This is a genomic window from Paenarthrobacter sp. NPDC018779 (assembly GCF_044391085.1).
GTDB lineage: Bacteria > Actinomycetota > Actinomycetes > Actinomycetales > Micrococcaceae > Arthrobacter.
The window spans coordinates 128,419-141,055 of the sequence record NZ_JBIRZS010000002.1 but is presented as its reverse complement, the minus strand read 5'-3'; the positions used below and the strand labels follow the sequence as shown (position 1 = coordinate 141,055).

Genomic DNA, 12,637 nt, shown 5'->3' with positions numbered 1-12,637 from the left:
GTTCGGGCCCCCGGCGTGGTTGGGTCGCCCCCTCGCCCCCGGGGGCTATCCCCCCGGGGGCCCCCCCCCCGCGCGGGGGGGGGGCGCCCGACGTCGTTAATCGCCGTATTAGTTGGCCGGGTAGTTGCGCTCCGGCTCCCCCGTGTAGAGCTGCCGCGGACGGCCGATCTTGGTCTGGGGATCGTTGATCATTTCGCGCCACTGGGCAATCCAGCCCGGAAGGCGGCCAATGGCAAAGAGCACCGTGAACATCTTCTCCGGGAAGCCCATCGCCTTGTAGATGAGGCCGGTGTAGAAGTCGACGTTCGGGTACAGCTTGCGCTGGATGAAGTAGTCGTCCGCGAGGGCCTTCTCTTCGAGGCGCATGGCGATGTCCAGCAGTTCGTCGTTGCCGCCGAGCTTGCCGAGGACCTCGTGGGCCGTGGCCTTGATGATCTTGGCACGGGGATCGTAGTTCTTGTAGACGCGGTGTCCGAAGCCCATGAGGCGGACGCCGTCTTCCTTGTTCTTGACCTTCTCCATGTAGTCCTCGGGCTTGATGCCGTCGGCCTGGATCTGGCGGAGCATCTTCAGGACGGCCTCGTTGGCGCCACCGTGGGCGGGTCCGAAGAGGGCGTTGATGCCGGCGGATACCGACGCGAAGAGGTTCGCGTTGGACGAACCCACCAGGCGCACGGTGGAGGTGGAGCAGTTCTGCTCGTGGTCCGCGTGCAGGATGAGCAGGAGGTCCAGCGCCTTGACCACAACGGGATCAAGCTCGTACTGCTCGGCCGGGAGGCCGAAGCTCAGGCGGAGGAAGTTCTCTACCAGGTTCATGGAGTTGTCCGGGTACAGCATGGGCTGGCCGATGGACTTCTTGTGGGCGTAAGCCGCGATGACCGGGAGCTTGGCCATGAGGCGGATGGTGGAAACCTCCACGTGCTCCGCGTTGAACGGATCCAGCGAGTCCTGGTAGAAGGTGGACAGCGCGGAAACGGCCGAGGAGAGGACGGGCATGGGGTGCGCGTCGCGGGGGAAGCCGCCGAAGAAGCCCTTCAATTCCTCGTGGAGGAGCGTGTGGCGGCGGATGCGCTGATCGAACTCTTCCAGTTCGGTGGGGGTGGGGAGGTTGCCATAGATCAGCAGGTAGGAAACTTCCAGGAAGCTTGAGTGCTGGGCCAACTGCTCGATCGGGTAACCGCGGTAGCGCAGGATGCCTGCGTCTCCGTCGATGTAGGTGATGGCCGACGTGGTGGCGGCTGTGTTCATGAAGCCGGGGTCATAGGCAACGGCGCCCGTCTGCTTCAGCAGCTTGGAAACGTCGTAACCTTCGTTTCCTTCTACAACCTTGATGCGCGGCAGTTCGAGTTCGCCGCCGGCATGGCGCAGTGTCGCGCTGGTGGTCTCAGTCATGGAGTCCCCTTCATGAGGCCTCTGGGCCTCTATAGAACGCTTGTCCAACCAACTCTTGGTGACGCCGCATTCGGCCCCACTGTTGCAGGGCTCCAACGGCCGAAGTGCTTTCTTATTGAAGGCCACCATTGATAGTCAGTTAAAAAGTTACCGCCAGTAACCCCCCGGAACTAATCCGTGCCGTCTGGTTACTGGCGGAAACACAGCGTTTGTGCTGCAAGTCACAGCATCGTTATGAGGCTGAGTTTAACCTCTCCACGGCGGCGTCGATGCGCTCGTCGGAACCGGTCAGCGCCACGCGGATGAAGCCGTTGCCGGCGTCGCCATAGAAAACACCGGGACCCACCACGATGCCCAAATCCGCAAAGCGCGCCACCGTGTCCCATGTGGCTTCACCGGCCGTGGACCAGAGGTACAGCCCGGCCTTCGACTCGTGGATCTGCAGGCCGAACTTCTCAAGCGCCGGAACGATCCGTTCACGCCGGCTGCGGTAGAGATCCTTCTGCGCCAGCACATGCCCCGAGTCCCCAAGAGCCACACGCATGGCTTCCTGGACCGGGAAGGGAACAATCATTCCGGCATGCTTGCGGCTGTTGACCAGGTTGGCCATGATCGCGGAGTCCCCGGCAACGAAGGCCGCCCTGTACCCTGCGAGGTTCGACTGCTTGCTGAGGGAGTAGACACTCAACAGCCCGTCGGTGGAACCGCCTGTGACCCGGGGATCCAGGACGCTCGGCACTGCTTCGCCACCGCGCTGCGCATCCCATTCGCCCCAGCCGAGCTCGGCATAGCATTCGTCCGAGGCCACGACGGCACCGAGTTCACGGGCCTGGCCGACGATTTCACGCAAGGACTCAACACTGCGCACGCTTCCGGTGGGATTACCCGGAGAGTTGATCCACACCAGCCGCACCTTGGCACGGGTAGCTGCGTCCAGTTCATCCAGGTTGTCCGCGGCCACGGCTGTGGCTCCGGCGAGCATCGCCCCGATGTCGTAGGTCGGGTAGGCCACAGTCGGCCTGACCACGACGTCACCACTGCCCAGGCCGAGCAGGAACGGGAGCCAGGCCACCAGTTCTTTGGAGCCTACGGTTGGCATGACGTCGCGGGGATCAAGCCCCGGAACCCCGCGTCGGGTGGCAAACCAATCCACCACGGCCTGCCGCAACGGCTCGGTTCCGTGGACAGTGGGGTAGCCGTGGGCATCAGAAGCCGCTGCGAGGGCATCACGGATGAGGCCCGGCGTGGGATCCACGGGCGTGCCGATGGACAGGTTCACTGCACCGCCAGGGTGCTTCGCAGCCGTGGCAGCGTAGGGCGCCATGGCTTCCCACGGGTAGTCAGGCAGGTTAAGGCCGAAAGCCGGTGCCGCGGAAATCAAGGATGCAACCGCCCTTAGTGGTCTTGGTTCTGCGGCGGCAGCGCGGCAATGAACGGGTGGTCCTTACCGGTGTTGCCGATCTTCGCGGCGCCACCCGGCGAGCCAAGGTCGTCGAAGAATTCCACATTGGCCTTGTAGTAGTCGGCCCACTCTTCCGGGGTGTCATCCTCGTAGTAGATAGCTTCCACCGGGCACACGGGCTCGCAGGCACCGCAGTCGACGCATTCGTCGGGGTGGATGTAGAGGGAACGCTCACCTTCGTAAATGCAGTCGACAGGGCATTCTTCAATACATGCCTTGTCCTTGACATCCACACACGGCTGCGCGATTACGTACGTCACGTCCCAGACCTCTCAACGGTTTGTCCCGGCGAAGGCCGGGTTAATACGGCCGGCTTCACGCCGGGCACTGAACTTCCGAGCCTATTATCCAACAGGGCTGTGACGCCAACCTAGCCCGCGTCTTAGTATGAATCGGTGACTCCCCCGCATTTGCCGCCCAGACAATTCCTCCTCACCGCAGAACCGGGTACCCGGGTGGTGGTCCGGTACAAGATCCAGGAAGGTCTGACGGACGCGCTGGGCTACTTGGTGTCGGTCAACGGAAACAGTTGCACCGTGCGGACCCGGACCTCCGACGTCGAAATTCCGCTTGCCATGGTGATCGCGGCCAAGCAGGTTCCGCCACCGCCACCCCGGCGGTCCGCCCTTAACCGCCCTTGAGGGCCGCTTTCCATCTGGCCACCAGCCAGGCCGCAGCTACAAGCATCAACAGGGTCACACCGGCAATGCCGAAGACCCATACGTTTCCCGGCAGGTCGCCGAGCACCAGGCGTTTGTCAGGCCCGCCAGAGGACAACAACCCAACGGTGGCATAGGCAACAAGGCCGGCTACCGCCGTCGGAATCACCGAAGCCGACCACGCCACCAACCATAGTTGGACCGAAGCGAGCAGGAGCAGGGCGGCACCGGCTCCCCAGTAAAGCTCGACGCCGGAAATCACCACGCTTTGCCGGTGCAGTACCGTTCCGGCTACTGCGACAAAAAGAGCCGCCAGCACGGCCATGGCAATGCCACGGGCCGCACTGGCGACTCTCTTGTTCAAACTACTGCTCCGGGCTGTTGGACACTACGCCTTGGCGCGGGCGCGGTTGGCCTTGGCGCGCTCGTTGGCGTCCAGGATCACCTTGCGGATACGGATGTCCTCCGGCGTAACCTCAACGCACTCGTCCTCACGGGCGAATTCGAGCGACTCTTCAAGGGTCAGCTCACGCGGCGGGGTCAGGTTCTCGAAGGAATCCGAGGAAGCTGCACGCATGTTGGTGAGCTTCTTTTCCTTGGTGATGTTCACGTCCATGTCGTCAGCGCGAGAGTTCTCGCCCACGATCATGCCTTCGTAAACCTCGGAGGTGGGCTTCACGAAGAAGGAACCGCGCTCCTGGAGGTTGATCATGGCGAACGGCGTCACAACGCCTGCACGGTCGGCAACCATCGAACCGTTGGTACGGTATTCGATCGGACCGGCCCACGGCTCGTAGCCTTCGGAAATGGAGGCAGCGATACCGGCACCACGGGTGTCCGTGAGGAACCGGGTGCGGAAACCGATCAGGCCACGGGCAGGAACAATGAACTCCATACGGCACCAGCCGGTACCGTGGTTGGCCATGTTGGTCATGCGGCCCTTGCGGGCGGCCATGAGCTGGGTAACGGCACCGAGGTACTCTTCGGGGACGTCGATGGTCATGTGTTCCATGGGCTCGTGCAGCTTGCCGTCGACCATGCGGGTAACAACCTGCGGCTTGCCTACGGTCAGTTCGAAGCCTTCGCGGCGCATCTGCTCCACGAGGATGGCCAGGGCGAGCTCACCACGGCCCTGGACTTCCCAGGCGTCGGGACGCTCGGTGGGGAGGACCTTGATGGAGACGTTACCGATCAGTTCCTTGTCCAGGCGATCCTTCACCTGGCGGGCCGTGACCTTGGCACCCTTGACCTTGCCGGCCAGCGGGGAGGTGTTGATACCGATGGTCATGGAGATCGCGGGATCGTCCACGGTGATGAGCGGCAGCGGCTCGGGGTTCTCCACGTCCGTGAGGGTTTCACCGATGGTGATGTCCTCGATACCGGCAACGGCCACGATCTCGCCCGGGCCTGCAGACTCTGCAGGAACGCGCTCCAGCGCCTTGGTGGCGAGGAGTTCGGTGATCTTGACGGTCTTCAGCTCACCGTTCTGGCGTGCCCAGGCAACCTGCTGGCCCTTGCGCAGCGTGCCGTTGTAGATACGGAGCAGGGCGAGGCGGCCGAGGAACGGGGAAGCGTCCAGGTTGGTCACGTGTGCCTGCAGGACACCGTCCGGGTTGTACGTCGGTGCCGGGATGTGCTCAATGATGGTCTTGAACAGCGGCTCAAGGTCTTCGTTCTCCGGGGCGGAGCCGTTGGCCGGCTGTTCCAGGGAAGCGCGGCCAACCTTGGCGGCGGCGTAGACCACAGGAACCTCAAGGACCTTGTCCAGGTCCAGGTCCGGAACCTCGTCCGCGAGGTCCGAAGCCAAGCCAAGGAGGAGGTCCATGGACTCGTGGACAACCTCGTCGATGCGGGCGTCAGGACGGTCGGTCTTGTTGACCAGCAGGATCACCGGCAGGTGCGCCGCGAGGGCCTTGCGCAAGACGAAGCGGGTCTGGGGCAGCGGACCCTCGGAGGAGTCAACCAGCAGCACGACGCCGTCAACCATGGACAGGCCGCGCTCAACCTCGCCACCGAAGTCGGCGTGGCCGGGGGTGTCGATGACGTTGATGGTGATGGTCTCGCCGTTTGAAGACGGGCCGTTGTAGGCAACGGTCGTGTTCTTGGCGAGGATGGTGATGCCCTTTTCACGCTCCAGGTCGCCGGAGTCCATGACGCGGTCCTCAACCTCGCCATGGGCAGCGAAGGAGTTGGTCTGCTTGAGCATGGCATCGACCAGGGTGGTCTTGCCGTGGTCAACGTGTGCAACGATCGCGACGTTGCGCAGATCGCTCCGCGACGCAGTGTTAACGGTAGTTTCAGACATGCGTTTATGACTCGTTTCAGTGGTGAAGTCAGCTGTTTTCATCCGCGCGCATACCTGATCTTCCGGACCGGAACACACAACGAAAAGACCCCGGGACACAGGGCACCTATGGCTATTCTAAACGCACCAGCATGAGTGGGCCTAAAAGGCAAGACATCCTGCGGGTGAATGTGCCTTCCCTCACGCTTGCTCAGGTTTTGCGAAAGTTCATCTCAAGACGCTGGATTTTCCCTCTGGCATGCCCCATGATGTCTGCAGGAACCAGTGCCCTTCGGAGAAAATCGATGCGAAAAGCTTCGGCCGTGTTCCGCTTGTTCGCACCGTTGATCGCCGTGGGCGTTCTGTCGGTAGGCTGCGGGACAAATACGCCATCCCCTACCCTTTCATCGGGTTCGCCCGCACCTGTCGCGGCTGCCACGGCGGCCGCCCAGAAGCCGCAAGGGCTTCCTTCGGCATCTCCTTCACCGGATCTTCCGGTGGGTTCGCTCTACCGGAACCCGGCCAATGACCGCAACGAGATCATCCTCGCCGACGTCAGGCACACGGCGGTCCTCATTGGCGATTCGCAGTCGCAGCCGAAGGACTCATGGCCCCAGCGCGGCATCGCAGCACTCGGCTACAAGCTCTACGTTGCCGGCATGGGTGGCACGGGCTTTGTTGCTTCAACATCCAAGACCGGAAACTACATCGACGCCCTCCAGCGCGGCGACTGGGTGCTGCCCTATGGAGCACCCCCGCTGATCGTGGTCCAGGGTGGTGGCAACGACGCCGCCCAGAAGGCCACCGATGCGCAGATCTCCACCAATGCCGACCGCCTCCTCGCCGTGCTCAAGAAGCGCTACCCCGGTTCGCGCCTGGCCATGATCGGTACCTTGGCCAAGGGTGCCGATAACGGAGGCGGACGGCGTACCGAGGTAGACGCCTTGCTGAGCCGGGTTGCGGCCAAGAACAACATCCCCTTCGTCAGCGCCGGAGACTGGCTGAGCCGGTACGACGCCGTCAAGGACCTCCAGGACGGCGTACACATGAAGCCCTCCGGACATGAAAAACTGGGCAAAGTCCTCGCCGGCCAACTGGCTTCCCTGGGCCTGCAGCCGCGGCCGGAGTCGGACACCCCGGCACCCACCCAGTAGTCATTGCGATAACGGCAAGAGCCGGTGGTTCCCTTTCGGGGACCACCGGCTCTTCGCATTAGTGCCGCTGCCGTGGAGTACGACGGCGGTCAGGCCACCGCCGGGGGCAACAGCAAGGAGCCACCGGGGATGGCATCCAGCAGAGCCTGCGTGTAAGCCTGCTTCGGGTTGTCGAACACCTCGTCGGTGCTCCCCGTTTCCACGAGCTTGCCCTTCTCCATGACGCACACGTGATCCGCGATCTGCCGGACCACCGCGAGGTCGTGGGTGATGAACAAGTAGGTCAAGCCGAGGTTGTCCTGCAGTTCAGCCAAAAGGTTCAGTACCTGGGCCTGGACCAGGACGTCCAGAGCGGAGACGGCCTCATCACAGATGATGACCTCGGGGTCGAGCGCCAAAGCACGCGCGATGGCAATACGCTGGCGTTGGCCGCCGGAGAGTTCGTTCGGGTACCGCTGCATGGTGGTCTGCGGCAAGGCAACCTGGTCCAGCAGCTCCCGGACCTTCTTTTCGCGGCTGGCCGCGTTGCCGATCTTGTGGACCCTGAGCGGTTCTTCGATGGTTCGGAAGATGTTGTACATCGGGTCCAGCGAGCCGTAAGGATCCTGGAAAATCGGTTGCACGCGACGCCGGAACTTAAACAGTTCCTTGCCCTTCAGGCCTGCCGTGTCGACGCCGTCGAACACGATCTGGCCCTCCGTGGGGCTCTCCAGCTGGAGCACCATTTTGGCAACCGTGGATTTGCCGGAACCCGACTCGCCCACAATCGCCGTAGTGGTGCCCCGCTTGACGTTGAAGCTGACGCCATCGACGGCTGCGAAGTCCGTCGCCTGACCCAGCCCTTGGCGCAGCTTGTACACCTTTCGGAGGTCCTTGATCTGCAGGACATCGTCCGTGGCACGACTTTCTGCCACCGTAGTGGGTGCCAGCAGGTCCTCGGCTTCGACACCTTGTTCCTTGGCCACCTGGATGCGGCGGGAGGCCAGTGATGGTGCAGATTCCACCAGTCGTCTGGTGTACGGGTGCTGCGGGTTTCGGAGCAGTTCGAGTGACGGACCGGCTTCCACCACGTTGCCCTGGTACATGACCACTACTTTGTCCGCGCGTTCGGCAGCAAGGCCGAGGTCGTGCGTAATGAGCAGCACCGACGTGCCAAGCTCGGTGGTCATGGTGTCCAGGTGGTCCAGGATCTTACGTTGAACCGTGACATCCAAAGCGGACGTCGGCTCGTCGGCGATGAGCAGCTTCGGCTGGCAACTCAGGCCGATCGCGATCAGGGCGCGTTGGCGCATGCCTCCCGAGAACTCATGGGGATACTGCTTTGCCCGACGGGCGGCGTCCGGAAGGCCGGCCTCGGCGAGTGCACGGGCCACGTCCTCAGGACCGTCGGGACGCCCGTTGGCCTTGAGCGTCTCGCGTACCTGGTAGCCGATCTTCCACACAGGGTTCAGGTTGGACATGGGGTCCTGTGGAACCATGCCGATGTGGCTGCCGCGAAGTTCGATCATCCGCTTCTCGGGCGCATGGGCGATATCCTCGCCGTCGAGCAGGATCTGCCCGCCCGAGACCCGGCCGTTGTTCGGCAACAGACCAATGGCGGCGAGCGCCGTCGTCGATTTACCCGAACCGGACTCCCCCACGATGGCGACCGTTTCGCCCGGCATGATGGTCAGGTGGGCGTTCTTGACGGCCTTTACCTCACCGGAACCGGTCTTGAAGGTAATGGCGAGGTCCTTGATTTCCAGAATTGGCCTGGCCGTCGCCGTGGCTTCATCGATGCTGATGTTGGCTGAAGTCATGTTCGCCTCCTTAGCGCTGACGGCTCTTGGGATCAAGAGCATCGCGGACGGCGTCACCAAGCATGATGAAGCTCAGGACGGTGATGGACAAGGCGGCTGCCGGGTAAAGCAGGATGCCCGGGTTGGTGCGGATGGACGCATTGGCTGCCGAGATGTCATTACCCCACGACATCACGCTCGTCGGCAGGCCGACACCCAGGAAGGACAGCGTTGCCTCGAGGACGATGAACACACCGAGTTCAAGCGTCGCCAGCACGATGACGGGCGCAAGGGCGTTGGGCAGTGCGTGCTTCACCAAGGCGCCGAACTTGGAAACGCCCAAGGAGCGGGCGGCCGTTACGAAGTCGGCGTTGCGCACTTCAATCACGGCGCCGCGGGTGATACGTGCCATCTGCGGCCATGCCAACAGGGATATGGTGAGCACCACGGTCCAGACGCTCCTGTTCTCCCGGAACAGCGGCAACTGGGTGATGACCAAAGCACCGAGGATGATCGGCAGGGCGAAGAAGATGTCGCCCAAACGTGCCAGGACCGCGTCCAGCCAGCCGCCGTAGTAACCGGCCAGCGCACCGAGCGTGACGCCGATGATGATCACGCACAGGACGGACAGAATACCCACGGACAAGGAGGCCTGCGTGCCGTGGATAACGCGTGAGTACACATCGCAACCCTGAAGCGTGAAGCCCAGGGGGTGACCTGCAGTCGGACCGGCCTCGGAGTTGGACAATTGGCAGTCGCTGTTGGGAGCCACGCTGGTGAAGAGGCCCGGGAACAAGGCGACGGTGATGAGCAGCAGGATGAGCAACGACGAGATGATGAAGAGCGGACGACGGCGAAGCTTGCGCCAGGCGTCGGCCCAGAGGCTCAACGGGGCATTTTCAGTCTTGACACTGTCCGTAGCCAGCAGCGGTGTCTCATCGACGGGTGCAACGAAGTGTTCGGTGTTACTGGTCATAGCGGATCCTTGGGTCAAGCCAGGCGTACAGGAGGTCAACCAGGAGGTTGGTCACAACAAACACCAGGACAAGGACACTCACAATGGCAACGACGGTTGGCCCCTCGCTGCGCTGGATTGCCTGGAACAGTTTGTTGCCTACACCTGGGACGTTGAAGATGCCTTCAGTGACGATCGCGCCACCCATAAGGCCACCGAGGTTGGCACCAAGGTAGGTCACCACCGGGATCAGTGAATTCCTCAGGATGTGCGCCATCACGACTCGGGGCCGCGACAGGCCCTTGGCGGTTGCGGTCCGGACGTAGTCGGCGTTCATGTTTTCGCTGACCGATGCACGGGTGAGGCGCAATACGTAGGCGAATGACACCAAGCCCAGAACGACTGCTGGCAGGATCAGGTTGCCCCAGTCGGCATTGGCTCCGACGGTCGGTTTGGCCCAGCCAAGCTGGACGCCGAACACCAACTGGAAGACGAAGCCCAGGACGAAGGTAGGTACGGCGATCACGACGAGGGACATGACCAGGACGGTCGAGTCGAAAAGCTTGCCCTTGCGCAGGCCGGCGAAAACACCGAACGCAATGCCGAAGACGGCCTGGATGATGAGGGCTTCGATGGCCAGCATTGCCGTCACTGGGAAGGCGCGGGCAAGTGCGGCCGCGATGGGCTGCTGGGTGAAGTCAACACCAAGGTTGAACGTGAAGAGGTTCTTCAGGAAGATGCCGTACTGGACCCAGAAAGGCTGGTCCAGGTTGTACTGTGCCCGGAGCGCGTCGATGACGCTCTGCGGGGGCTGGCGTTCGCCGAAGAGTGCTGCGATGGGGTCGCCAGGGAGGGCGAACACCATGTAGTAGACAAGGAGTGTGGTTCCCAGGAAGACGGGAATCACCTGGAGGAGCCTACGCAGAATGTAGCGGACCACGGTTCACCCCCCTTTCTCTGGACGGGTGTAGGTGTGTCATGTTTGCCTTCCTGCCGAGGCAAGCAATTGGGGGCCCGGCGCCATGGCCGGGCCCCCAATGCCTCACGGCAAGTTCAGATCCTGAGGATTACTTGGCCTCGATGTTGTAGTAGAGGATGCCGCCGTTCCAGCCGGTCTCGGCCTTCACAACGTTGTTGCTCCACACGATCGGGCGGTTCTGGTACCACAGCGGCAGGCCGGGAAGGTCCTTGAAGAGGACCTCCTGTGCCTTGTTGAACTTGGCGTTTGCGTCCTCAGGCGTCTTTGCAGCCAGGCCCTCCTTGAGGAGCTTGTCGAACTCAGGGTTCGAGTACTTCTCGTAGTTGGAGGAAGCGTTGGTTGCCCAAACCGGGCCGAGGAAGTTGTAGAGCGACGGGTAGTCGCCCTGCCAGCCTGCACGGGTCAGGCCCGGGAGGGACTGGGACTTGCGCAGGTCGAGGACCTCAGCAAACTTGGCAAACGGCTGGATTTCGGCCTGGATACCGAGGTTGTTCTTGAAACCGTTAGCTACGGCGTCGATCCATTCCTTGTTGCCACCGTCGGTGTTGGAAGCAATTTGGAGCGGCTTGGAGGCATCGTACGGCTTGATCTTTTCAGCCTGGGCCCACAGGTCCTTGGCCTTCTGGGCGTCAAACTTCAGGACATCGCTGCCCGGGATGTTGTCGTTGTAGCCATCCAGTACCGGAGCCGTGAATTCGGTGGCCGGGGTGCGGGTGCCGTTGAAGATCACCTTAGTGATCTCGTCACGGTTGATGGCGTGGGATAGGGCCTGACGGCGGAGCAGGCCTGCTTCACCCTGGAAGTTCGGGTTGTAGCCCGGGATGTTCAGGGTGGAGTTGTTGGCCACAGGCTTGGTGGAGTTACGGTCCTGGAAGTCAGTGGTGTAGGTCTTCAGGGCGTTGGACGGCAGGACGTCGGTCACGTCAAGGTTGTCGGCCTGAAGGTCCGTGTATGCGGGGCCCGGGTCAGTGTAGAACTTGAACGTCACGCCGCCGTTCTTGGCAGTGCGCGGACCTGTGTAATCGGGGTTCTTGACCAGGGAGATGGACTGGTCGTGGACCCAGGCACCTTCCTTCTCGAACTTGTACGGGCCGTTGCCCACCGGGTTCTCGCCGAACTTCTTGGAGTCCTTCAGCGCCTCGGAGGGCAGGGGGTAGAAAGCGGAGTAACCCAGGCGCAGCGACCAGTCGGCTTCCGGCTGGGACAGCTTGACCGTGATGGTCTGATCGTCCTTGGCTGCCAGACCGGACATGGTCTGGGCAGTCGGAGCCGGGGTGGAGGTCTTCTTGCCATCAGCGCCCGTGGTCTCGTTGACGGCACTGACATCGGCGTAGCCTTCAATGGATTCGAAGAAGAAGCCATTGTTCTGGAGGTTGGTGCTCAGCGCAGCAAAGTTCCAGGAGTCAACGAACGTCTTGGCCGTGATGGGCTCGCCGTTGGTGAACTTGGCGCCAGACTTGACCTTGATGGTCCAGTTCTGGGAGTCCGTGGTATCGATGGACTCCGCCAGCGCGTTGACCGGCTTGCCGTTGGCGTCGTAGGAACGAAGGCCTTCGAACAGCAGCTCGACGACGCGGCCACCGTACACTTCGTTGGTGTTCGCCGGGAGCAGCGGGTTCTGCGGTTCATTGCTGTAAGCGGTGATGACCTTGTTGGGGTCGGCAGCGGCCGAGCTGTTCGTATTGCCGCCCGTGCCGCCACCGCAGGCGGTCATGGCGAGGGCGACGATCGCCGCTACGCCCAGAGCTTTGGAAGTGCGCGAGAAACGCATTCCGCCTCCTATGAGTCGTGGAGTTGGTCAGGGAAGTTCGTGATTCCCCCAGGCGCGGGCACAGATTCCTACTGTGACGTTGCCTACATGTGAGTGTAAGCCTACCCACATTGCGTCCGAATGTTGGAACCAACCAGCCAAACTGTAACCGTTCCGCAACCTCCACTTGCCTAATTTGCCGGGGATTTCAAGTCAAAGGCTAC

11 protein-coding genes are annotated in these 12,637 nt (G+C 62.3%); 2 read left to right on the top strand and 9 right to left on the bottom strand.

The genetic code is table 11. The features are described 5' to 3' along the window. Positions 1 to 108 precede the first annotated feature (108 nt). The 3 genes from ACH488_RS03000 to fdxA all read right to left on the bottom strand — a co-directional run bounded on the left by ACH488_RS03000 (position 109) and on the right by fdxA (position 3,114). Positions 109 to 1,392: a citrate synthase gene (locus tag ACH488_RS03000; protein WP_387434892.1), complete on the bottom strand. Its 1,284-nt coding sequence runs from the start codon at positions 1,390 to 1,392 to the stop codon at positions 109 to 111. 232 nt (positions 1,393 to 1,624) lie between these two features. Further along, the gene (gene dapC / locus ACH488_RS02995) at positions 1,625 to 2,773 is read right to left on the bottom strand and encodes a succinyldiaminopimelate transaminase (RefSeq protein ID WP_397322172.1); all 1,149 of its coding nucleotides are present in this window, start codon (positions 2,771 to 2,773) and stop codon (positions 1,625 to 1,627) included. A gap of 14 nt (positions 2,774 to 2,787) precedes the next feature. After that, the gene (fdxA, locus tag ACH488_RS02990; RefSeq protein WP_018776555.1) at positions 2,788 to 3,114 is read right to left on the bottom strand and encodes a ferredoxin; all 327 of its coding nucleotides are present in this window, start codon (positions 3,112 to 3,114) and stop codon (positions 2,788 to 2,790) included. Positions 3,115 to 3,249: 135 nt separating this feature from the next. Here fdxA and ACH488_RS02985 point away from each other — a divergent pair, with 135 nt between their 5' ends. Beyond that, a complete protein-coding gene (locus ACH488_RS02985; RefSeq protein WP_397322170.1) occupies positions 3,250 to 3,495 on the top strand; it encodes a hypothetical protein in 246 nt (81 codons plus the stop codon). Here the strand turns inward: ACH488_RS02985 and ACH488_RS02980 are convergent. Further along, positions 3,482 to 3,877: a hypothetical protein gene (locus tag ACH488_RS02980; RefSeq protein ID WP_397322168.1), complete on the bottom strand. Its 396-nt coding sequence runs from the start codon at positions 3,875 to 3,877 to the stop codon at positions 3,482 to 3,484. The genes ACH488_RS02985 and ACH488_RS02980 overlap by 14 nt on opposite strands. Before the next feature lie 24 nt (positions 3,878 to 3,901). Further along, positions 3,902 to 5,818: a translational GTPase TypA gene (gene typA / locus ACH488_RS02975; RefSeq protein WP_397322167.1), complete on the bottom strand. Its 1,917-nt coding sequence runs from the start codon at positions 5,816 to 5,818 to the stop codon at positions 3,902 to 3,904. 476 nt (positions 5,819 to 6,294) lie between these two features. On the opposite strand from typA, the gene ACH488_RS02970 reads away from it, so the two are divergent. Continuing rightward, the gene (locus ACH488_RS02970) at positions 6,295 to 6,951 is read left to right on the top strand and encodes an SGNH/GDSL hydrolase family protein (RefSeq protein WP_397322165.1); all 657 of its coding nucleotides are present in this window, start codon (positions 6,295 to 6,297) and stop codon (positions 6,949 to 6,951) included. Positions 6,952 to 7,040: 89 nt separating this feature from the next. Here the strand turns inward: ACH488_RS02970 and ACH488_RS02965 are convergent, their stop codons facing one another. The 4 genes from ACH488_RS02965 to ACH488_RS02950 form a co-directional block, all read right to left on the bottom strand. Then, complete coding sequence (locus ACH488_RS02965; RefSeq protein ID WP_397322163.1) at positions 7,041 to 8,750, bottom strand: ABC transporter ATP-binding protein; 1,710 nt, start codon at positions 8,748 to 8,750, stop codon at positions 7,041 to 7,043. Positions 8,751 to 8,760: 10 nt separating this feature from the next. Beyond that, positions 8,761 to 9,705, bottom strand: coding sequence for an ABC transporter permease (locus tag ACH488_RS02960; protein ID WP_397322162.1), 945 nt, complete (start codon positions 9,703 to 9,705; stop codon positions 8,761 to 8,763). Further along, positions 9,695 to 10,624 carry an ABC transporter permease gene (locus ACH488_RS02955; RefSeq protein ID WP_397322161.1) on the bottom strand — a complete coding sequence of 310 codons (930 nt, stop codon included), beginning with the start codon at positions 10,622 to 10,624 and terminating at the stop codon, positions 9,695 to 9,697. Before ACH488_RS02955 ends, ACH488_RS02960 begins: the two co-directional genes overlap by 11 nt. Positions 10,625 to 10,751: 127 nt before the next feature. After that, positions 10,752 to 12,434, bottom strand: coding sequence for an ABC transporter substrate-binding protein (locus tag ACH488_RS02950; RefSeq protein ID WP_397322159.1), 1,683 nt, complete (start codon positions 12,432 to 12,434; stop codon positions 10,752 to 10,754). Positions 12,435 to 12,637 lie beyond the last annotated feature (203 nt).

Bases quoted from the DNA above. Each gene is read 5' to 3' on its own strand.
- ACH488_RS03000 (WP_387434892.1), bottom strand. From the start codon at position 1,392: ATGACTGAGACCACCAGCGCGACACTGCGCCATGCCGGCGGCGAACTC.
- typA (WP_397322167.1), bottom strand. From the start codon at position 5,818: ATGTCTGAAACTACCGTTAACACTGCGTCGCGGAGCGATCTGCGCAAC.
- ACH488_RS02965 (WP_397322163.1), bottom strand. From the start codon at position 8,750: ATGACTTCAGCCAACATCAGCATCGATGAAGCCACGGCGACGGCCAGG.
- ACH488_RS02960 (WP_397322162.1), bottom strand. From the start codon at position 9,705: ATGACCAGTAACACCGAACACTTCGTTGCACCCGTCGATGAGACACCG.
- ACH488_RS02950 (WP_397322159.1), bottom strand. From the start codon at position 12,434: ATGCGTTTCTCGCGCACTTCCAAAGCTCTGGGCGTAGCGGCGATCGTC.